The organism is Bacillus oleivorans (assembly GCF_900207585.1).
Lineage (GTDB): Bacteria > Bacillota > Bacilli > Bacillales > JC228 > Bacillus_BF > Bacillus_BF oleivorans.
The window spans coordinates 1-21,444 of sequence record NZ_OAOP01000012.1 but is presented as its reverse complement, the minus strand read 5'-3'; the positions used below and the strand labels follow the sequence as shown (position 1 = coordinate 21,444).

18 protein-coding genes are annotated in these 21,444 nt (G+C 40.5%); all 18 read right to left on the bottom strand.

The window, feature by feature from the left end; all coding sequences use genetic code 11:
- Nucleotides 1–90: 90 nt before the first annotated feature.
- The 18 genes from recA to CRO56_RS20150 all read right to left on the bottom strand — a co-directional run bounded on the left by recA (nucleotide 91) and on the right by CRO56_RS20150 (nucleotide 21,222).
- On the bottom strand, nucleotides 91–1,125 hold the full coding sequence (recA, locus tag CRO56_RS20235) for a recombinase RecA (RefSeq protein WP_097160449.1): 1,035 nt from the start codon (nucleotides 1,123–1,125) through the stop codon (nucleotides 91–93).
- A 309-nt stretch (nucleotides 1,126–1,434) separates the two neighbouring features.
- Nucleotides 1,435–2,685 carry a competence/damage-inducible protein A gene (locus CRO56_RS20230; RefSeq protein ID WP_245856038.1) on the bottom strand — a complete coding sequence of 417 codons (1,251 nt, stop codon included), beginning with the start codon at nucleotides 2,683–2,685 and terminating at the stop codon, nucleotides 1,435–1,437.
- A gap of 12 nt (nucleotides 2,686–2,697) precedes the next feature.
- Nucleotides 2,698–3,276 (bottom strand): CDP-diacylglycerol--glycerol-3-phosphate 3-phosphatidyltransferase, encoded by a 579-nt coding sequence (gene pgsA, locus CRO56_RS20225; RefSeq protein WP_097160447.1) that lies wholly within the window; start codon nucleotides 3,274–3,276, stop codon nucleotides 2,698–2,700.
- Nucleotides 3,277–3,397: 121 nt separating this feature from the next.
- On the bottom strand, nucleotides 3,398–4,297 hold the full coding sequence (locus CRO56_RS20220) for a helix-turn-helix domain-containing protein (protein ID WP_142305232.1): 900 nt from the start codon (nucleotides 4,295–4,297) through the stop codon (nucleotides 3,398–3,400).
- 20 nt (nucleotides 4,298–4,317) lie between these two features.
- Entirely contained in the window at nucleotides 4,318–5,109 is a 792-nt protein-coding gene (locus CRO56_RS20215; RefSeq protein ID WP_097160445.1) for a YmfK family protein, read from the bottom strand.
- Nucleotides 5,110–5,282: 173 nt separating this feature from the next.
- Nucleotides 5,283–5,540 carry a DUF3243 domain-containing protein gene (locus tag CRO56_RS20210; protein WP_097160444.1) on the bottom strand — a complete coding sequence of 86 codons (258 nt, stop codon included), beginning with the start codon at nucleotides 5,538–5,540 and terminating at the stop codon, nucleotides 5,283–5,285.
- An 81-nt stretch (nucleotides 5,541–5,621) separates the two neighbouring features.
- Entirely contained in the window at nucleotides 5,622–6,344 is a 723-nt protein-coding gene (gene ymfI, locus CRO56_RS20205; protein WP_097160443.1) for an elongation factor P 5-aminopentanone reductase, read from the bottom strand.
- Between the two features lie 346 nt (nucleotides 6,345–6,690).
- Nucleotides 6,691–7,986, bottom strand: a complete 1,296-nt coding sequence (gene yfmH / locus CRO56_RS20200) for an EF-P 5-aminopentanol modification-associated protein YfmH (protein WP_097160442.1) — start codon at nucleotides 7,984–7,986, stop codon at nucleotides 6,691–6,693.
- Nucleotides 7,987–9,264, bottom strand: coding sequence for an EF-P 5-aminopentanol modification-associated protein YfmF (yfmF, locus tag CRO56_RS20195; protein WP_097160441.1), 1,278 nt, complete (start codon nucleotides 9,262–9,264; stop codon nucleotides 7,987–7,989).
- 888 nt (nucleotides 9,265–10,152) lie between these two features.
- Entirely contained in the window at nucleotides 10,153–11,103 is a 951-nt protein-coding gene (locus CRO56_RS20190; RefSeq protein WP_097160553.1) for an ABC transporter permease, read from the bottom strand.
- Nucleotides 11,104–11,112: 9 nt separating this feature from the next.
- Nucleotides 11,113–12,186 (bottom strand): ABC transporter permease, encoded by a 1,074-nt coding sequence (locus CRO56_RS20185; protein WP_097160440.1) that lies wholly within the window; start codon nucleotides 12,184–12,186, stop codon nucleotides 11,113–11,115.
- Complete coding sequence (locus CRO56_RS20180) at nucleotides 12,179–13,714, bottom strand: ABC transporter ATP-binding protein (RefSeq protein WP_097160439.1); 1,536 nt, start codon at nucleotides 13,712–13,714, stop codon at nucleotides 12,179–12,181. The genes CRO56_RS20185 and CRO56_RS20180 overlap by 8 nt, the downstream gene beginning before the upstream one ends.
- A 164-nt stretch (nucleotides 13,715–13,878) precedes the next feature.
- Entirely contained in the window at nucleotides 13,879–14,997 is a 1,119-nt protein-coding gene (locus CRO56_RS20175; RefSeq protein ID WP_097160438.1) for a BMP family lipoprotein, read from the bottom strand.
- A gap of 49 nt (nucleotides 14,998–15,046) precedes the next feature.
- Complete coding sequence (locus CRO56_RS20170) at nucleotides 15,047–15,805, bottom strand: GntR family transcriptional regulator (RefSeq protein ID WP_097160437.1); 759 nt, start codon at nucleotides 15,803–15,805, stop codon at nucleotides 15,047–15,049.
- A 258-nt stretch (nucleotides 15,806–16,063) separates the two neighbouring features.
- On the bottom strand, nucleotides 16,064–18,388 hold the full coding sequence (locus CRO56_RS20165; protein WP_097160436.1) for a DNA translocase FtsK: 2,325 nt from the start codon (nucleotides 18,386–18,388) through the stop codon (nucleotides 16,064–16,066).
- 95 nt (nucleotides 18,389–18,483) lie between these two features.
- The gene (locus CRO56_RS20160; RefSeq protein ID WP_097160435.1) at nucleotides 18,484–18,708 is read right to left on the bottom strand and encodes a YlzJ-like family protein; all 225 of its coding nucleotides are present in this window, start codon (nucleotides 18,706–18,708) and stop codon (nucleotides 18,484–18,486) included.
- The gene (locus tag CRO56_RS20155; RefSeq protein WP_097160434.1) at nucleotides 18,705–19,442 is read right to left on the bottom strand and encodes a ClpP family protease; all 738 of its coding nucleotides are present in this window, start codon (nucleotides 19,440–19,442) and stop codon (nucleotides 18,705–18,707) included. Before CRO56_RS20155 ends, CRO56_RS20160 begins: the two co-directional genes overlap by 4 nt.
- A gap of 112 nt (nucleotides 19,443–19,554) precedes the next feature.
- Nucleotides 19,555–21,222, bottom strand: coding sequence for a ribonuclease J (locus CRO56_RS20150; RefSeq protein WP_097160433.1), 1,668 nt, complete (start codon nucleotides 21,220–21,222; stop codon nucleotides 19,555–19,557).
- Nucleotides 21,223–21,444 lie beyond the last annotated feature (222 nt).

Below are 21,444 nucleotides of genomic sequence, written 5' to 3'. Positions count from 1 at the left end.
TCTGACTATTGGCCTATTGACACCGATATATTCCTAAATTGGATGGGTGAAAAAAACGCAAGGAATAATCCTTGCGTTTTTTGGTCCGAATTAAAATTCAAATTGTTCTTGTCCCTCATCATCAGGAGCCGCATTATCCGTATCTAATCCATAGTGCTCACGGATTTTTTGTTGTATTTCATGACGAAGCTCAGGATTTTCCTTCAAAAATTGCTTCGCATTTTCCCGGCCTTGTCCAAGACGATCGTCATTGTAGGAATACCATGAGCCGCTCTTTTGAACGATATCTAGTTCAGCAGCGATATCAATGATTTCTCCCTCTTTAGAGATACCTTCTCCATACATAATGTCGACTTCAGCTGCACGGAAAGGAGGAGCGACTTTATTTTTAACGACTTTAATTTTGGTTTTATTCCCGACAATATCATTGCCTTGTTTTAATTGTTCGGCACGGCGCACTTCTAAGCGGACAGAAGAATAGAATTTAAGGGCTCTTCCACCTGGGGTTGTTTCAGGGTTCCCAAACATAACTCCAACCTTTTCACGAATTTGGTTAATAAAGATTGCAATGGTTTTAGACTTGTTAATCGCACCAGATAATTTACGAAGAGCTTGAGACATCAGACGAGCTTGTAATCCAACGTGGGCATCACCCATCTCGCCTTCAATTTCAGCTTTTGGAACTAATGCGGCAACTGAGTCAATGACGATAATATCAACCGCACCGCTTCGTACTAGTGCCTCGGCAATTTCAAGCGCTTGTTCACCCGTATCAGGTTGAGATAATAGTAACTCGTCGATATTAACTCCGAGTTTTTGCGCATAAACAGGATCCAGGGCATGCTCGGCATCAATAAATGCTGCTTGACCGCCGGTTGCTTGGACTTCCGCAATTGCATGTAATGCTACGGTTGTTTTACCTGAGCTTTCAGGTCCATAAATTTCTATTATTCGGCCGCGGGGATATCCACCTACACCTAATGCTACATCTAATGCCAGTGATCCACTTGGAACAGTTGAGATTTTTCGGTCCGTTTGCTCTCCTAATTTCATAATAGAGCCTTTGCCAAATTGCTTTTCTATTTGTTTTAAAGCCATTTCTAAGGCTGCTTGACGATCGTTCACTATATTTCCTCCAATCATTCAATCTAATATTACTATACCTGTTTTCATACTATTTGCCAAGCAAAAAATCGAACATTCATTCGTACTTTTTTGAAGTGTTTTTTTAAGTAAAAACGACTTTTCACCTATTGAATTTAGATTAATAAAGCTGCAAAATCATCCATAAATAGTTTTTTAATAAATATCTGAAAATAGTTTTTATCAAAAGCACTTGGCAACCTATATACATTATAAACTGATTTACAAGAATCGGGAAAATTCGGGTGGTGACAGGCACGGCGCATACACAAAAAAAACCGGTATGATTTTTCATACCGATTCTTGATTCAGCCACATACGAAGCCTGTGAGCTCCGTGCTTGCAGGTTCTTAAGCGAATTACGTTGCGATGTCCGGTAAGCTGAAGTGTTAAACAATCTGTGCTTCCATCCTTGGTTGCCATTCCGATAAAAACCGTGCCAGGTTCTTTTCCTTCTTGCTCATCTGGTCCTGCTACACCTGTAAAACTTAATCCGACATCACTGCCGGTGACCTTCAAAACGCCTGTAGCCATTTCAATCGCACTTTGTTTGCTGACAGCCCCGTAAACCTGTAATGTTTCAGGACTGACACCCAGCAGCTTTTCCTTCACTTCATTTGTATAGGACACCACGCCTCCAACAAAGGTCTTGCTCGCCCCTGGCATCTGACAATACTCTCCTTGAAAAAGCCCGCCTGTCAGGCTTTCGGCACAAGCTAGAGTCAAACCTTTGGCTTCCAGCGTTTTCTTTAATTCTAAATATAAATTCGTATCATCATAGCCATAAAAGTAGGAACCTACGCGACTTTGAATTTCTTTTTCAACCTGATCCAGCATCGGGATCGCTTTTTCCTTTGAATCTGTAAAGGCTGTTAGTCTTAAGGTTACCTCGCCATCAGATGCAAGCGGTGCGATGGTTGGATTGGTTTGTTCGTCAATTAAATCTTCTAAAACTGTTTCAAGCTGGGCTTCGCCAATTCCAAAAAAACGCAGCACCCGCGAGTGAATCATCATCGCCTTTCCTGCAATTTGCAGGAGGGCAGACTGAACATAGTTCGTAAACATCGGTTCCATTTCTTTTGGCGGACCTGGGAGCATGAGTACATGAACGCCATTTGCCGTAACCAGCATTCCCGGGGCCATTCCCGTATCATTTGGGAAGACATGACTTCCTTCCAAAACAAGTGCTTGCTTTTTATTATTCTCCGTCATGGTTCTGCCATTTCTTGAAAAATAATGTTCGATATAGTTTAGAGCCTGCTGATCCATTACGAGCGAACGGCCAAGCACTGATGCCACCGTCTCTTTCGTTAAATCGTCCTTGGTCGGACCTAAGCCGCCAGTTAAAATGATTAAGTTAGAACGTTCCATTGCTACTTTTAGCGCCTGTTCAAGGCGGTTTGGATTATCACCGACTACACTATGGTAAAAGACGGAAATCCCCATTTCCGCACATTTTTTTGAGATAAATTGAGCATTTGTATTGACGATTTGCCCTAGCAAAAGCTCAGTGCCAACAGCTAAGATTTCTCCTTTAAGCACATTCATCAGTCCCTATTTTGAATTCAAAAGCACATGCCGATTTTTATAAAAATAATCCCAGCCAGACCAAAGTGTAAAAAATAACGCCACCCAAAGAGCAATGGTTGCAAATGGGATGTCCATCCATTCAAATGGAAGGTTATGTAATAACAGCGCAGAAATGGCAATAATTTGGGTCCACGTTTTAATTTTCCCCAGCACATTGGCTGCTACGACTTCCCCTTCGCCGGCTAAAACCAGTCTTAATCCTGTGACCGCAAACTCGCGGCTAATAATGACAATCACGATCCAAGATGGCGCATAGCCTAATTCCACGAGAATAATGAGGGCTGCCGAAACCAGTAATTTATCAGCGAGCGGATCTAAAAATTTCCCCAGATTGGTAACTAAATTTAATTTTCTCGCATAATAGCCATCGACAAAGTCTGTCGTAGAGGCCAGGATAAAAATAAGAGCCCCTACGAAATGGGCTACTGGAAGCTCGACTTCTCCAAGCTGGAATGTGCCCCATGAAGTTCCCATATACATCACAATCATAAAAACGGGGATTAAAAAAATTCTCGATACTGTAATCTTGTTAGGTAAATTCACCTGTGTATCCTCCTAAAGTGATGAATTGCATATTCCATATTTTCACTCATTATTATAAATATAAATCCGTCAACTACCAAAGATTTTAATCAAAAAGAGAAAAATAGCCATCCTTCGATGACTATTGTTCACTCGTCCCTTCAAATTGAATAATAATGTTTTGTGTCACGGTATCATCTGCTGGAATTTGGTATTCTAGCGGTATTCCATTTACCGAAATTTGCGTATCAGGTGCAAAGCCAACTATTATTTTGACAGGACTATTTTGGGTCATATTATAAGAAATCGTATTTCCCTCTGTTAATTCATCAGCAAAGTAGACTGTATTATCTGCTCCTGTCACTTGAATCCATGTTCTTCCTGTTGAACTAACTTCAACAGTCAATTGTTCTGCATTTTTTAAGGCGTAAGAAGCCGTAGTGCCGCTCACCCCTACATTTTCAAGAACTGGTTCCGGCTCAGCAGGTTCTTCAGACTCTGCTGGTTCTTCGTTATCCTCGTCCTCACCAGTCTCGTCCCCGTTTCCCTCATCTGCAGGCTCTTCCTCTACCAAATCATTATTCACTCCAGCATTTTCTTCTGGAGCATTTTCATTTTGTGAAACCCTCTCACCCTGGTCTTCACTAGCAACTGACTGGACAATATACCAAATCGCAAATACTGCACCAATCACAAATAATCCTACCAGGAGTTTAGGAAGGATAACGAAAACCTTGGAATCCTGAGGAGAAACAGTTTTTCTCGTTTGGACACGCGAAAGCTGCTCCGGCAGGTCCTCATGATGACTCGCAGGAATCTCGTTCGCATACACATTAAAAATTTCTTCCGGCTCAAGTCCTACCGCCTCAGCGTATTGCTTAATAAAAGCACGCACATAAAAATTGCCCGGCATGGGGGCATAATTACCTTCCTCAATTCCTTTTAGATATCTTTTTTGAATTTTCGTTATTTCCTGTAAGTCCTCAAGAGATAATCCCTTTGCTTCCCTCGCCTCTCTCAGACGATTACCAAGCTCTGTCACCAATACCACCCGCCAAATTTTTAGAAATCAAAACCACCAAAATCTGTGTCGTCGAAAAGATTTGTTTTTTGAACAAGTTCGTATGTAATTTCTTCGTTTGGATCATTTCTTAATTCGATAATATAATCGAAATCTTCCAGATTGTATTCTGTATTTTGAACGAAAACATCCGGGTGTTCTACTACTTTTACAGCCGGCAGGCGCATAATTTCCCGAATTAATTGCCAGTGCCTTTCATTTGCCCGTTTAGTTGAGACGATTCCATCTAAAATAAAAATATTATTTTCGTTGTATTCGTCCTCAATCAGCTGGCTGCGGATTGTTTGCTTTAACAGCGTGGAAGATAAAAACAGCCATCTTTTATTGGCACAAACACTTGAAGCCACAACGGATTCTGTCTTACCGACCCGCGGCATCCCGCGGATTCCGACTAATTTATGGCCATCTTGCTTGAAAATCTCTGCCATAAAATCAACAAGCAATCCAAGCTCATCTCGTACAAACCTGAATGTTTTCCTATCATCTGCATCTCTTTGTATGTATCGGCCGTGTCTGACTGCTAATCGGTCTCTTAATTTTGGCTCACGGATTTTCGTTACTTTAATCGTATCCATCATCATCAGAATCGATTCGAGCCGTTCAATCTGTTCGCGATCTTGGGCTAATAGAAGCAATCCCCGTCTGCCTTCATCAACCCCATTAATCGTAACAATATTGATTGAAAGCATTCCGAGTAAAGACGAAATTTCCCCGAGTAAGCCTGGCCGGTTTTTTTGGATTTCGTATTCAAAGTACCATTCTGTTTTTTCCATCTATACCCCCCACTTCTCCCAAGTTAATTTGGAAGGTACACCACTTTATAAGACTATAATAAATGATTTCATTTCAATATGAAAGGAAAAATGAAAATTCATTGTCTGATTGTCAAGTTTTTTGTCGAAATTAGGTGAAAAATCGAAGAAGAGAGGGGGTAGCCTCTCTTCTCTTAATGTGTTCCGTTATTTTGAACCAATTTAACCATCATATTTGCAATTGCATGTCTTTCTTCAGGAGAAGCAACAGACCAAAGGTCAGCTAAAACTCTTTCTTGCTCATTCTTTGGATCGACTTGCTTAGCCAAATATTCTCCAATTTCATATGCAAGATCAGAAACTACATTATTATCCATACCTTGTTGCTTCGCATGGTTGAGGCGGTCTCCAAGAAAATTCTTCCATTGATCCCAATTTTCTAAAACAGACATGGTTGAAATCCTCCTTTTTCATATCTTCATGGATTATTTTGTATCGATTCACAAATATATATGCATCCATTAATGGAAAATTTACGTGAACAAACCACCGTTTACCTTTAAGACCTCTCCTGTTATGTAAGATGCTTTTTCTGAAAGGAGAAAAGCAACTGCGTCTCCTACTTCTTCCGGTGTCCCCATGCGTCCGAGCGCTATTTCATATTCAAGGTCTGCCTTTTCTTCTTCTGTTAAAAATTCATTCATTCGCGTCTGAATTACGCCAGGAGAAACAACATTGACACGGATCCCGCTCCTAGCCACCTCTTTACTTAAGGCTTTAGCAAAAGCGATTTGCCCGCCTTTCACAGCCGAATACACGGTTTCCACTGCAGCCCCAATTTCACCCCAGATCGAAGCAATAAAAACAATACTACCTTTTCCTTGTTTATAAAGCTTTGGCAACAGTGCTTGCGTCACCTTGATCGGTGAGCTGAGATGTAAATGAACAGAAAAATCTATTTCCACTCTATTTGTATCAATGAGAAGCTTGTTTAATTCCTTTCCTGCACAAAAAACAAGGGCATCAAGCTGGAAGATCGATTCAGCAATACGGTCCATTCCATCCTCTTTACTCAAATCTGCCTGAATCGGAATATATTCCTGATTAAACTCTTCTAACTCTTGGAGAAGAGTTTCTATCCCCTTTTGGTTTTGAAAATAGTGTAAATATAAATGATACCCTTCCTTTGCAAGCGTTTTTGCGATTGCACTGCCAATTTCCCCGCTTGCTCCTGTTATTAATGCCCATTTACTCATACTTTCCTCTCCTCAATCTGAAGCATATATATTAATCGGAATTTAAGGACCGGTTAACGGAATTTTGCATTGGTTTTTCAGAACTCAAGCCGTTTTTTCGGAACTCAGCTGCCGGTTTTCGGAACTCAGCACCGGTTTTCGGAACTCGGCATTCGTTTTTCAGAATTCAGTGCTCGTTATTCGGAACTCAGCCCTCGTTATTCCGCACTCTGCCTTCGTTATTCCGGACTCAGCACCGTTTTCAGAACTCAGCCGCCACCCCGCTACCAGCTTTCATCATATTCCTATTATAACCAAAAAAACACCCTAAAAAGAGTGTTTCTCTTCATAGGGTGCACACCTACTATTAGGCATTTTGCATCGGGAGAACATGGCAGGCGGAAATTTTTGATTCATCTATAAGGTCCGCTGCCACCTGTTTAATATCGTTTAATTGAATCGATTCTAAAACGTTTAACACGGTAAATAGGTCCATTTCATTAAACCGATAGCGGGTAAACTGGTTAGCAATATACTCTGGTGAATTCATTGCCCGCAAGAAGCCGCCAATTTTCTTTTTCTTTGACCGGTTTAAGGCTTCTTCGGTTAAGTTGTTTCCGGATTTCGCTTGCAGCAAAATATCTGTCAATGCCTTCAACAGTGCATCTGCATCCTTTGTATCACTGCCGACTAAGGCAAAGCCATAGCCGCGTTCATGCGAATAATCATAGGAAAACGAGTCATCAATTAATCCTTGCTCATATAAAGACTTATAGTTTTCACTGCTTTTACCAAAGAGCATATCCATTAACACCTGAACAGTTTGTTCGTGTTTTTGCAGGGCTTCACCTTTTAAATCTGTTTTCGGATCTTTAACTCCAACCATGCATTTTTCTGATTGAACATTCATATGCAATACTTTTACTTTCTCCGAAATTGAATCGGGTTCTTCCGCAAATTCTCGTTGGACCGGCGGCTGTTCCTTGTATTCTTTTTGCGCCTGATTGTTTTTAATCAGTACGAGTGTCTCATTTGGATCGACCGGACCTACTACAAATAAAAGCATATTAGAAGGATGATAAAAGGTCTCATAGCATTCATATAAATCATCTTTTGTGATTTTTGCGATTGACTCAATTGTTCCGGCAATATCCAGTTTTACCGGATGATTGTGGTACATGCTTTCAATCGCTCCGAAATATAAGCGCCAATCCGGATTATCATCATACATGGTAATCTCTTGGCCGATGATGCCTTTTTCTTTCTCGACTGTTTCCTCTGAAAAATAAGGCTCTTGCACGAAATTGATTAAGGTTTCGAGATTTTGTTCGACGTTACTGGTACTTGAAAACAAATAGGCTGTTCGAGTAAAGGTTGTAAACGCGTTGGCTGATGCCCCTTGCCTACTAAATTGCTGAAATACATCACCGTCTTCTTTTTCAAACATTTTATGCTCTAAGAAATGTGCAATTCCATCTGGAACCTTGCGAAACTCCTGTTTTCCAAGAGGGACAAAATGATTGTCAATCGAACCATAATTGGTGGTAAAGGTCGCATACGTTTTGTTAAACCCTTGTTTTGGAAGAATGTAGACATCAAGCCCATTGTCGAGCTTTTCGTAATATAACTCTTCTTTGAGCTGTTGAAACGGTATCTTCTCCATCTACGCTTGCTCCTTTCCCGTTAAAAAGTAGATCGTATCCAGCTCTAGTTTTTTCGCAGTTTCCACAATTTGCTCCTTTGATACATGATCCGTTTTTTCTAACCAATCATTTAATAAAACGGTCTGCTTCGAGACTACGTTGTGATATAAAACTTCGATCATTCCCCTTGGTGTATCAATCGTTTCAAGCATTTGATTTCGAATAACCGCCTTTGTTTGATCTATTTCTTGTTCAGTAAAATCACCGTTTTGCATGGCGTTAACCTGTTCTTTTACAATCGAAACGGTCTGATCATAATTCTTCATATCAATTCCTGTCATGATTAATAATAACCCTTTATGGCTTTCGAGCCGGCTTGCTGCATAATAGGCGAGGCTTGCTTTCTCACGGACGTTAATAAATAGTTTCGAATGAGAAAATCCGCCGAGCAGTCCATTCATGACTTGAAGCGCATAGTAGTCTTCGTCTCCATAAAAAATATGAGTCCGGTAGCCAATATTTAATTTCCCTTGTTTGACATTTTGCGGTTCCTTGACCTCTTTAACTTCCCTGCGCTCGTTACTCGTACGCCTTTCAATTAATTTTGGAGCCCGTTGTGAGAATTGAAGCCACTTCGCCGCAAATTCTTTGACCCGCTCAACTTCCACATCACCCACAACAAACAGATCTAATTCATCTTCTGTAAATGCCTTTGCGTAATACTGATACAAGGAACTTGGCGTAATTGGGTCCACATCTTCTATAAAACCGTTCAAAGGCAGCGAATAAGGCTCCTCCTTACACATTTCCTCGACTAATCGGACGCCAGCATACCGCATTTTATCATCATAAACAGCCTGAATCCGCTGCTTTAATGTCCGTTTTTCCTGCTCAACGGATTGCTTGTCAAACGCATCATTCATTACAAGCGGTTTTAAAAGGATCTCAGAAAGCAATTCAAAAGCTTTCTCAAGTAGAGGTGTCTGATCCTTTAAAAATTTTTCATTAGCGATATCAACCGAAAAGGTAATGACATGATATTCGCCTTTTTTGGCTAAATCCACATATAGACTCGTACCGTACAGTTCATCGAGGTAGGATCTCAGCTTAGTGGTGGTCGGGTATTTTTGTGTACTCGCCTGCAAAACATAAGGTAAAAGAGCCCGAATCGTAATATCCTCCCGATTTAAAGGGGTTTTCATTTTAAAAACTAGTGTATTTGTTTTAAATTGGTCTGCCTTCACGACATGCAGGCGAAACCCTTTGCCTTCCAAAATCTCTTCATGTAAGACTGACATTCATTAACCTCCTGTCCTTCCATTCATCTATCATTCAAAAATAGTGTAAGAAATTTGTAACTATACTATACATCTTTGGCCAAACCTCAAACAAGTATTTGGAATTGGTGGAGAAGATTGGGTTTGGCGGGGTGTGGCTGGGATGGTTGTGATTGGTTATTGGGTGGTTAAGTTCGGTTATCGAATTCTGTGTTCGGTATGGCGTGGCTGAGTTCGGTTATCGCACGGCTGAGTCCGGTTATCCAAATCTCAGTTCGGTTCATCGCGTGGCTGAGTCGGTTATAAACCCTTTGAATTCGGTTAAATACATCTGAGTTCGCTTAAACCTTTCTGAGTTTGGTTATTTTCACGATTTAATTAAAAAACATGATCAAATGCCAAGACAGATAACAGAATATGAGTGAAAGATGGTCTTCCATAAAGGACTTCAAAGATAATAGGAGAAGAAATTTCTTTTACTTACAGGGGATCAAAGACTAGACACTGTTCAGGAGCCGATGAAATATCTTTTATAAGAGGTCTCAAGGACCGAATCCTGTTTAAGAACAGAAACAAGGTCCTTAATAATGGGTTTCAAGGACCAATTCATTTTTATGAAGGGATCAAAAGTCCTTTAGAAGGCGTTTAAAAGACCTAATTTGGTTTACGAGCGGATAAGATGGCCTTGATAAGCTGTCTCAAGGACCAAATCCTGTTATAAACGAACAAAATGTCTTTTATAGATGGAATCACAAACTAATTCCCATTTATGACCTGGTGAAATATACTTTTGAGCAGTCTCACGAACCAATTCCTATTATAGGCCCACGAAAGACTCTTTTAAAATTAACAAACCCCCAAAAAAAAAAGGCTAACCCCATAATAGGAGTTAACCTCTGCAAACAAATCTTATCTTTTTCCTTTAATATAAGGGACATTTAAAGCTTTTGGTCCTTCGTAGCGGCCGATGAAACCTGCTAATGCGATAATCGTTAGCACGTATGGTGCAATCAGCAGGATGACAGCTGGAATATTTTCGATATAAGGGAGAGATGGGCCAACTCGGCTTAATGACTGGGCGAAACCAAAGAAAATCGCGGCTCCTGCAGCACCGATTGGATGCCATTTCCCGAATATCATGGCGGCAATTGCCATAAAGCCTTGTCCGGTAATGGTTGCGTGACTAAAATCATGAGAGATTGTTTGTGCAAAAACTGCTCCGCCAAGACCTCCTAAAAGTCCACTTAAAAACACAGCTAAGTACCGCATTTTTGTTACATTGATCCCCATGGTGTCGGCTGCCATTGGGTGCTCCCCGACAGCTCTTAGACGAAGACCAAATGGAGTGTAGTATACAACAATCCAAACAATAATAGCGAGTCCAATCGCAATAAAGGAAGTCCAATATACTTTTGTAAAGAGTAAATCACCAATAATGGGAATATCGCTTAAAAATGGAATGTTTGTTGAGTAGAATGGATCACTGATCCGATCTGTTTGTCCTTTTCCAAACACACTTTTAATATAAAAGAGACCAATCCCTAAGGCTAATAGATTAATCGCCACCCCACTGATGACTTGGTCTGCCCGGAATGTTATAGATGCAAGTGCATGTAAAAGTGAGAACACTCCCCCTACAACCATCCCCACTAGCAGGGCAACCCATTTCGTTTTGTCACCTAACACATCATGAAACGTTAAGTTAAATACAATGGCTGCAAATGCCCCGATGATCATAAGACCTTCTAAACCAATATTTACAACACCTGCACGTTCTGACAAAACACCGCCTATTGCTGTAAGAATAAGTGGTGCAGCTAGAACCATCATGCTTGGAAAGATAATTTCTAAGGCTTGCATGAAACTCACTTATTCCACCTCCTTCTTACGGCGATTAAATAACCATTTGATTAAATAGCTTGACCCTACAAAGAATATAATTAGCGCAACAATAATATCAACAAGTTCAGTCGGCACCATTGCATTCATTTGCATCGTTAAGGCACCATTGCTCAAGCCTCCAAATAATAGAGCTGCGATCACAACTCCGATGGCAGTATTGCCTCCGAGCAAGGCTACTGCGATCCCATCAAACCCAATACCCGTAAAAGCTGATTGAACAAAGGCATAGTTAAAGGTTCCAAGACCCTCCATGGCTCCGGCCAGACCTGCAAGTCCTCCTGAGATAACCATAGATAGGACAATATTACGGTTGACATTCATACCCGCATATTGAGAAGCATGCTGGTTAAAACCAACGGCTTTGAGCTCGTACCCTTTTGATGTTTTTTCTAAGAGATACCACACGAAGAAGGCTCCTGCCAATGCTATTAAAATTCCCCAGTGTAATCTTGAGTAATCCGTTAATTCCAGTAAAAATGGAGAACTCAGAGAAGCTGAAGCTGGGATATATTCGGTAGAATCACTATTTTCAGCTAATACAGATCGGATAAATGCGTTGGTAGCATGTAATGCAATATAGTTCATCATAATCGTTACAACAACTTCGGAAATCCGGTATTTTGCCTTTAATATCCCCGGCAAATACGCCCAGATTGCACCGGCCAAGGCGGCAACGATGATCGTTAATGGTAAATGAATCAGTTTAGGCAGTCCTTCGAAGGTTAAGCCGCACCAGATGGCTGCAACCCATCCTACTAAAAGCTGACCTTCAACCCCGATATTAAATAGTCCGGTCCGGAATGCAAACGCCACTGCTAAACCTGAAAATACATAGGGGGTCATTTGACGAATCGTTTCACCGATGTAATAAATATCCCCGAAAGATCCATACCAAAGCGCAAGATAGGCAGCGATCGGATCAAATCCAGTCGCAACCATAATGATCGCCCCGGCAATAAGTCCTATGATAACGGCTATTACCGGAATCGCAATTGGCGTGAACTTCCGGTTCGATTTATTCGTTTTTTCTTTATTACTCATGCTTTTGTTCACCTGCCTTAACCTTACTTCCGGCCATTAATAATCCCAGTTCTTGTTCAGATGTTTGCTTTGGATCGACAATGGCAATAATACTGCCTTCATAAATAACAGCAATTCTGTCACTAACATTCATAATTTCATCTAATTCAAAGGAAATGAGGAGAACGGCTTTCTCTGCATCTCTTTGCTCAATCAAACGCTGATGGATAAACTCAATCGCTCCTACATCTAATCCGCGTGTCGGCTGAGCAGCAATTAAAAGATCCGGGTTTCGGTCTACTTCACGTCCAATAATGGCCTTTTGCTGATTTCCCCCAGAGAGGGCACGCGCAGGCGTATATGCAGAAGGAGTTCTGACATCAAACTCTTCAATTAACTGATTAGCTTTTTTGAAAATCTCTTTAAAGTCAAGAATTCCCTTTTTGGAAAAAGGCTGCTGGTAGTAGGTTTGCAGCACCATGTTTTCTCCGACGGAGTAGTCTAGAACCAGTCCATGCTTATGACGGTCTTGCGGAATATGTCCTACTCCAGACTCCGTAATTTTTCTTGGCTTTAAGTTATCAATTCGTTTTCCGTTTAATGTAATGGAGCCTGATTCAATCTTACGCAAACCCGTAATAGCTTCAATTAATTCAGTCTGCCCATTCCCGTCGACACCCGCAATCCCAACGATTTCTCCGGCTCTCACCTCAAGGGATAGCTGATTCACAGCATTAAAACCGCGAGAATCCTTTACCACTAACTTTTCAATTGAAAACACGACATCTTTTGGCTGCGCATCCTTCTTGTCGGTTTTAAAGACAATATCACGGCCAACCATTAAACTTGCCAGTTCATTTGGGTTGGTCTCAGAAACATTTAAAGTACCAATTCCGACACCTTTACGGATAACGGTTACACGATCACACACAGACATAATTTCTTTCAGCTTGTGTGTAATGAGAATGATCGATTTACCTTCTTTAATCAGGTTTTTCATAATTTGGATAAGATCCGTAATCTCTTGTGGTGTCAGAACAGCCGTCGGCTCATCAAAAATAAGAATTTCTGCGCCGCGGTATAGCGTTTTTAGAATTTCTACCCTTTGCTGCATTCCAACTGAAATATCTGAAATCTTTGCATCTGGATCAACCTTTAATCCGTATTGCTCCGAAATTTCTTGTACCTTTTTTCTTGCAAACTTTTTATTATTAAAAGCTTTGCCGACCGTTGGCTCATTTCCTAAAATAATATTTTCCGTAACTGTAAAATCATCGACAAGCATAAAGTGCTGATGCACCATTCCGATTCCTAGATCGTTTGCCACATTAGGGCTGGTTATATCAGCTTTATGACCCCGGACACGGATTTCGCCTTGCTCTGGCTGATATAGTCCGAATAACACATTCATTAATGTGGATTTACCCGCACCATTTTCCCCTAGCAATGCATGTATCTCTCCTGGTTTGACTTGGAGTGTTACATTATCATTTGCAACAATGCCAGGAAATTCTTTCCGAATATTGAGCATTTCAATAATATACTCCACTAAGTTTCACTCCTCCGTATTTTTCCTTATTCCTATCAATTGGATTGTGAATTTATATTACTCTAATCAAAGGGCTTTATCGTTTCCCTAAATAAAAGCCTTTGATCAAAGTAATAAGGGGTCTTTATTCAGAAGAAAAGGCCGGTAATCCGGCCTTTTCCCAATTACAATTCGAAGTTATTGAATTCCTCTTCTGTAGCAGGAACTGTTATTTCTCCATCAAGGATTTTTTGTTGCCATTCCTCAACAGCTGTTAGTACATCTTCAGATAGATTGTCTTGAGTTTCAGAAATTCCGATACCATTTTCCTCAATTCCATATTCTACGATTTCTCCGCCAGGGAATTCACCATTCATTGCTCTTTCAGCAACGTCTTTAACAGCTACGTCTACACGTTTAATCATTGAAGTTAATGTTACGTTTACAGTTTCACCGTTATCTAGCGTTAATTCACCTTCAGGAGCTTGGTCTTTATCAACGCCAATTACCCAAATTTCACGCTCAGGGTCATTGATTTTAATATCTTTTGCCGTTGTAAATACACCGTTTCCTGTTGCACCAGAAGCATGATAAATAACGTCAATGCCAGAACCATACATAGCAGAAGCAATTGAAATACCTTGGTCAGGCTTGTCAAATGCACCAGCATAGTTAACTTCAACTGTAGCATCTGGGTTGACTGCTTTTACTCCAGCACGGAATCCAAATTCGAACTTGTTAATAAGATCACTGTCAACTCCGCCAACGAAACCGATTTTGTTGGTTTTAGTCGTTAAACCGGCAACAACCCCAACTAAGAATGAACCTTGTTCTTCTTTAAACACGATGCTCGCTACGTTGTCAGCTTCAACCACACTGTCCACAATCGCAAATTGGTTATCAGGATTTTGTTCTGCTACTTTTGCTACGTCATTTGCAAGCAGGAATCCAATTCCGTAAATTAAATCAAAATTACCGCGAACAAGTGTATTTAAGTTTGTTGCATAGTCAGCATTACCTTTTGATTGAAGGTAGTGGTAACCATTTGTACCTTGTTCAAGTCCTTGCTCTGCCCCAAATGCTTGAAGACCTTCCCAAGCTGATTGGTTAAAGGATTTGTCATCTACACCGCCGACATCAGTTACCATTGCTACTGTGAAATCACCGGCATTTTCAGCGCCACCGCCTGCATTATTACCGCCAGTTCCTTCTTCTCCCTCTTCTCCAGCATTACCGCAGGCAGCGAGGAAAGTTCCCAAAGCTAATACAAGTGAAAGGATAAAACCAAACTTAAGCTTTTTCATTCTTTTAAAACCCCCTTCTAATTTTTCCTTTAAATATTTTTCCAGTCATCTACTGTTTCTTTAAACTGTTAGCTCCGCCGAATAAATTGCGGCGGCGGACAACCTGGAAACGAAAAGCATCGGCTCTAAAGTAGTTGACAGAATAAAGGACAGGACGCTCCGCCTCGTCATAATGAAGCTGCTTCAGCAAAAGCAATGCGATTTCAGGATCGCAATTTAACAGAGGAGAAATCTTTTCATGATAGCCGACTGGTTCAATTTCTGACACAGCGTAGGCAATCCTGCATTTCGCTTTTTCCTCTATTAAATTAAAAATCGAATCCTGATTAAGAGCAAATGGTTCCTTTAAGATATATTTTGGAATTTTATCTAGACAATATACAATCGGTTCCCCATTTGCTGTCAGAACTCTTTCAACTAATAGCAGTTCATCCTGATCGGTTATCATAAAGCGATTTTTGTCTTCTTCTGTCGAGCCAATTTCACTAGAATTTAAAAAAATAGTTCTCGGACGGAGACCAGCATTTTTAATCATGCCTGTGACACTATGTAGCTGTTCGATCCCTGAATTAAGCAGTGGCTTTGGAGCAACGAATGTACCTACTCCGTGTCTTCGGACTACTGCATTTTCCTCCTCTAACACACGAAGAGCCTCCCTGAGTGTTGCTCGGCTGACTCCTAAATCTTTAGCCAGGTCAAACTCGGAAGGTAAACGCTCCTTTTCTCGATATGTACCTTCTTCAATACGTTTTTTTAGCCTATCAATCACCTGTAAGTAAAGGTGACCATGATCGGGCTCCATAGACATAGTGCCCCTCCGCTATCACTATTATTTTAAATTCAAAGTTCTACTAATCGAAAATAATATAACATACTTTTTACATATAAATAAATAGGATAATTAAAAAATTGTCGAATAAAAGAATATGGTTAAAAGCAAGAAATATTAAAAAATTAGAGTTTTTACATAAATAGAAACGGCTGTCTCCCTTGGTTTTATGCCCATTTGCAATCTTTCAAGCAAGGAATGGTGCATGTTACCAAATAAGCAGACAGCCGAACTTTTTTAAGAAGGAGTTGCCTCATCGTTCGTTTTTGATACTAAAACGGCGCGCGGTTTACTGCCTTCATAAGGACCGACAATTCCGCGAACCTCCATTTCGTCAATTAACCGTGCAGCGCGCGTATAGCCAATCCGAAACCGCCTTTGCAGCATCGATACGGAAGCCGTTTGCATCTCAATTACTAAATCAACCGCATCTTCATAAAGCTCATCATCTACATCTTCATGTTCTTCGATAATATCTTCAGGAATCATGTCTTCATTGTATTGCGCTTTTTGTTGAGAAATAACGAAATTGACAACTTCTTCTACTTCCTCATCCGACATAAAGGCTCCTTGAATCCGGGTCGGTTTGGCTGCCCCAACAGGCAGAAAGAGCATGTCCCCGCGACCTAGCAGCTTCTCTGCTCCACCCATATCCAAGATTGTTCTCGAGTCTGTTTGGGACGATACAGCAAAAGCAATCCTTGACGGGATATTAGCTTTGATTACTCCTGTAATAACATCAACGGACGGCCGCTGGGTGGCAATAATCAAATGAATCCCGGCAGCACGAGCCATTTGCGCCAGTCTCGTAATTGAATCCTCGACATCGTTGGAAGCAACCATCATTAAGTCTGCAAGCTCGTCCACTAGCACAACAATATAAGGGAGTAATGGCTGCTTTTCTTCACGGTCCGCGTTTTGTTTTTTAACCAGTTCATTATACCCTTCAATATTTCGGGTACCGGTGTGTGAGAATAGCTCGTAGCGTCTTTCCATCTCGCTTACGACTTTTTTCAGGGCTTGCGATGCTTTTTTAGCATCTGTCACAACCGGAGCCAGCAGGTGCGGAATGCCATTATAGACATTTAATTCTACCATTTTCGGGTCAATCATCATTAATTTAACTTCATGCGGTTTCGCCCGCATTAATATACTGGTAATAATCCCGTTAATACAAACGCTCTTTCCTGATCCGGTAGCACCGGCAACTAATAAATGGGGCATTTTATTTAATTCGGCATAAACCGCTTCACCGGTTATGTCTCGGCCTAATGCAATCAGAAGCTTTGATTCAGGTTTAACATCAATCGTTGCATCCAATACTTCTCGTAAGCTAACCATTGCCACTTCAGAATTAGGAACTTCAATTCCTATTGCTGATTTTCCAGGGATTGGGGCTTCGATACGAATATCTTTAGCTGCTAAAGCCAATGCCAAATCATCAGATAAATTGACAATTTTGCTTACCTTTACCCCGATATCGGGATGAACTTCATATTTAGTAACAGCTGGACCAATATGTACTTGTGTCACTTTTGCCTTTACGCCAAAGCTTTGAAAGGTTCTTTCGAGCTTGGCTGCATTAGCGTGAACAAATTCATATTCTCCGCTTTGATCTGACTGTTTTGGCATCCGTAACAGGTGCAATGGCGGCAGTTGATAATCCTTGTTTTCAACTTCCGTAAATTGAATCGAAGGTCCTTCTTGATCTTCTAATAAATCTGCATCATTATTTCGCGATTTCTTTTCGCTTCCTATAGATGCAGAGGATTTTTGATTATGTTTGTAGGCTCTTTCTGCAAAATTAGATATGATTGGTTCTTCTCTCAGTGCTGCTAAACCGTCTTCGTCTTCATCAATAGGATCTAATATTTCTATCCGTTCCTGCAAAGACTGCTGCTGTTCTTTCTTTTCTCTTCTTTTTTCTTTAAATTGAGACAGGTCATTTCTAAAGGTTGCCCATTGCTTTTTAAAAAATTGACCGGTTCGTTCAATCCCTTTCCCAAATAAATCCCCGAATGTTTTGCCTGTAAGCAAAGCCAGTCCAATCAAAATGATGATATAGGCCACAATTTTTGTCCCTAAATCTTCGACCAGAAAGTAGGAAAAAGCAAAGAGAAACGCTCCAATCATTCCTCCGCCAAGATCATGAGTAGATGTCTCGCCATTCACATCGAGCCAAAATAACTCCCAAGTATTCGCAATCACACTTGGCTGCTGCAGATTATTTTCTGATATAAGCAATTCAAATAAAGTAACGTGACTTAATAAAAGCAGAGAACAGGTTATTAAATAGATTCCTAGCAACCTTCTTCCAAAAAGATATGGCCATTCTCGTTTCCACATAAAATAAAAGCTTAATGATATGGAAGCTAATAACAGCAATATGTACCATTCACCAAAGAAAAAGCGAAAAACAAAAATAATTGCATTTCCAATGACGCCCAGCTCTAGCGCAGCGACAATCGTTAAAGCCAGCAAAATGAGGGCGGCAATTTCATACTGAATCGTTCGTTTTATTTCCTTTCTCTGAGAACTTCTGCGTTTTTTCTTTTTTGACATTTTCTTCACCTATTCCCTTAAAGCTTACCAACTGTCATGGGTAAAGAAGCAGCCAATTATTGGCTGCTTCTTAGATGTTCATTATATCATAGTTGTTAGCTCCCTGAGGAAAAAAACGATATTTTTGTACCCGGACAGCAATCTTCTCGTAAAAAATGATTAGGATCACTGCTTACTACTTTAACTATTCGAAATGAATGGTCTTCTTCCTGCTCCACTAGCACAGGAATTCCATTATATTCGATTAATTTTTGTGCGGAATATACGGCTTGATCAGTCGGAAATATTTGATCATGCGGGACGATCGTGTATAAAATCATTGAACGAGCCCTTCTTCTTTGGAATCCTTTTTCTGCTCAATCAATTCATTTAATTTCTCTAGTGCAGCACCAACTCCGCCAGATGCATCAATCAAACCGTATTCCACCGCTTCTTTACCCACAACATTCGTTCCGATATCGCGCGTTAAGTTCCCTTTTGCAAACATTAAATCTTTAAACTTTTCCTCTGTCACGTTAGAATGACGTGTAACAAAACTTACGACTCGCTCTTGCATCTTATCCAGGTATTCAAATGTTTGCGGTACACCGATAACAAGGCCAGTTAACCGAACAGGGTGGATTGTCATAGTAGCCGTTTCCGCGATAAAACTATAATTACATGCTACAGCAATGGGAACTCCGATTGAATGTCCCCCTCCCAGCACTAGGGAAACAGTCGGTTTTGAAAGGGAAGCAAGCATTTCTGCAATCGCAAGACCTGCTTCCACATCTCCGCCAACTGTATTCAAAATAACCAGCAATCCTTCTATTTTAGGGTTTTGTTCAATAGCCACAATCTGTGGGATTAAATGTTCATATTTCGTTGTTTTATTTTGTGGAGGAAGCTGCATATGCCCTTCAATCTGACCGACAATCGTGAGGCAATGGATATTTGTATCCTGTGCCATTGTCGGAACATTGGTTTGTCCAAGCTGCTGAATTTTATCAATTAATGCAGATGATTTCGGTTCGTCCTTTTGTCCTTCACGCTCTTCTTGCTCATTCGAGTGCATAAAAAAATCCCCTTTCATCAAAGGCTTTAAGAATAGTATGAACGGACTGCAGAAAATCATTCTTCCTAAGCCAAAACCTTTCATGAGAAGGGGCTGCAACACAATTATTAAATTAAATCTCCATGATGATCGGAAGGATCATCGGACGTCTCTTTGTTTGTTCGAATAAATAAAAATGGAGCTGGTCTCGAATGTTTTGCTTTAATAATGCCCAATCAATCGATCCTGAGTCCTGCAAGATTTTTTCTACAATTTCTTTTACTTTTGCAGTTGAATCTTCCATTAGCCTTTCTGACTCTCTCACATATACAAAGCCGCGCGAAATAATTTCAGGGCCAGAAACGATACTTCTTTTCGTTTTGTTAATCGTCACAACCACAATAAAGATGCCATCCTGGGATAAAAGCTTCCGGTCTCTTAATACAATATTGCCAATGTCACCAACACCGCTGCCGTCAATTAAAACATTTCCTGCAGTCACCTTATCTGCCTGCTCAATCCCGTTTTCACTTAATTCAATTACATCACCGCGGTCAGGAATCACAATATTTTCACTTTCTACCCCTAATTCCCGAGCCAAATTGGCATGAGCGAAAAGCGATTTGAATTCCCCGCGGATTGGTATAAAAAATTTAGGCTTCATTAGATTAAGCATAAGCTTTAAGTCTTCCTGACTGCCATGTCCGTCTCCATGCAAAAGCTTATGCGATGAACGAACCGTTGCCCCAGCCCTGCTCAGCACATCCATTGTTTTAAATAAGAAAACCTCACCGCCCATTGGAACATGGGTGGAAAGAAGGACTGTATCATTAGCTTGAATCTGGAGAGTACGATTTTGGCCAGTGGCCATTTTTTGCAAAGTCTCAAATAGATCTCCGTGACTGCCCGTTACTAAAAAGACAAGTTCATGGTCAGCATAGTCATTTATTTCTGATGAATCGATCAAACACTCTTCCTCCAACTGTATATACCCTAAACTGATGGCCAGATCTAAATTAGATTTCACATTCTTGCCTGTAATAATAACCCTGCGATTATTTTCGGCTGCTGCACCCAAAACCTGCTGGATCCGAATCAAATCTGACGAATAGCAGCCAGCCACGATTCTCCCATCTGAAACTTGCATGGAATGTGACAATTCTTTATATAAATAGGAGTCGGAAGTGGTATACCCTGGTGTTTCAGCCTGCATGCTGTCCGATAACAGACAAAGGACTCCTTTTTGGCCAATTTGCGCCATTTTTCCTAAATCACTTCGATACCATTTCGATGCAGACTGATCAAATTTAAAGTCACCCGTATAAACCACTGTTCCCAATGAAGTATGGATACAAATTCCAACCGAATCAGGAATCGTGTGATTCGTTCTAAAAAAGGAGACAGAAACGTCATCAAACTTTAATGTTTTTTGATTATTAATTTCAAAAAATTTTACAGTACCTTTGACTCCGATCTCTTTTACAAGAGTTTTTGCATATGCAATGGTCAGTTTGGTACCATAAACTGGAGCCTTTACATGTCTAAGTAAGTATGGAAGGGCACCAATATGGTCCTCATGTCCATGTGACAAAAGAATCGCTTTCACTCGATCCTGATTTTCGATTATGTAATTCATGTCAGGAATAACAATATCAATCCCGAACATTTCCGTTTCTGGCAGCATGATGCCGGCGTCCAAAATAAAAAGCTGATCCTGGACCTCAACGACATACATATTTTTCCCGACTTCTCCAACTCCCCCGAGTGGAATGATCCGAATATTTTCCGTTTGCAATGTCAAATTTTGCTCCTCCTAAGTCGTAATAACTAAACCTTCATTCCTTTTATTATAAAAGGTGATCGATCATTCCTACAATCGATATTCATCCTTTTACCCATTACCTATGTACAAAAAAACCACCAAAAATTGAACTGCACCCCAATTGTTAGACACACAACTAACAATTGGAGGTGCAGTTTTTATATGTCTAAATTTAACATAGAGGAAAAAATAGAAGCAGTT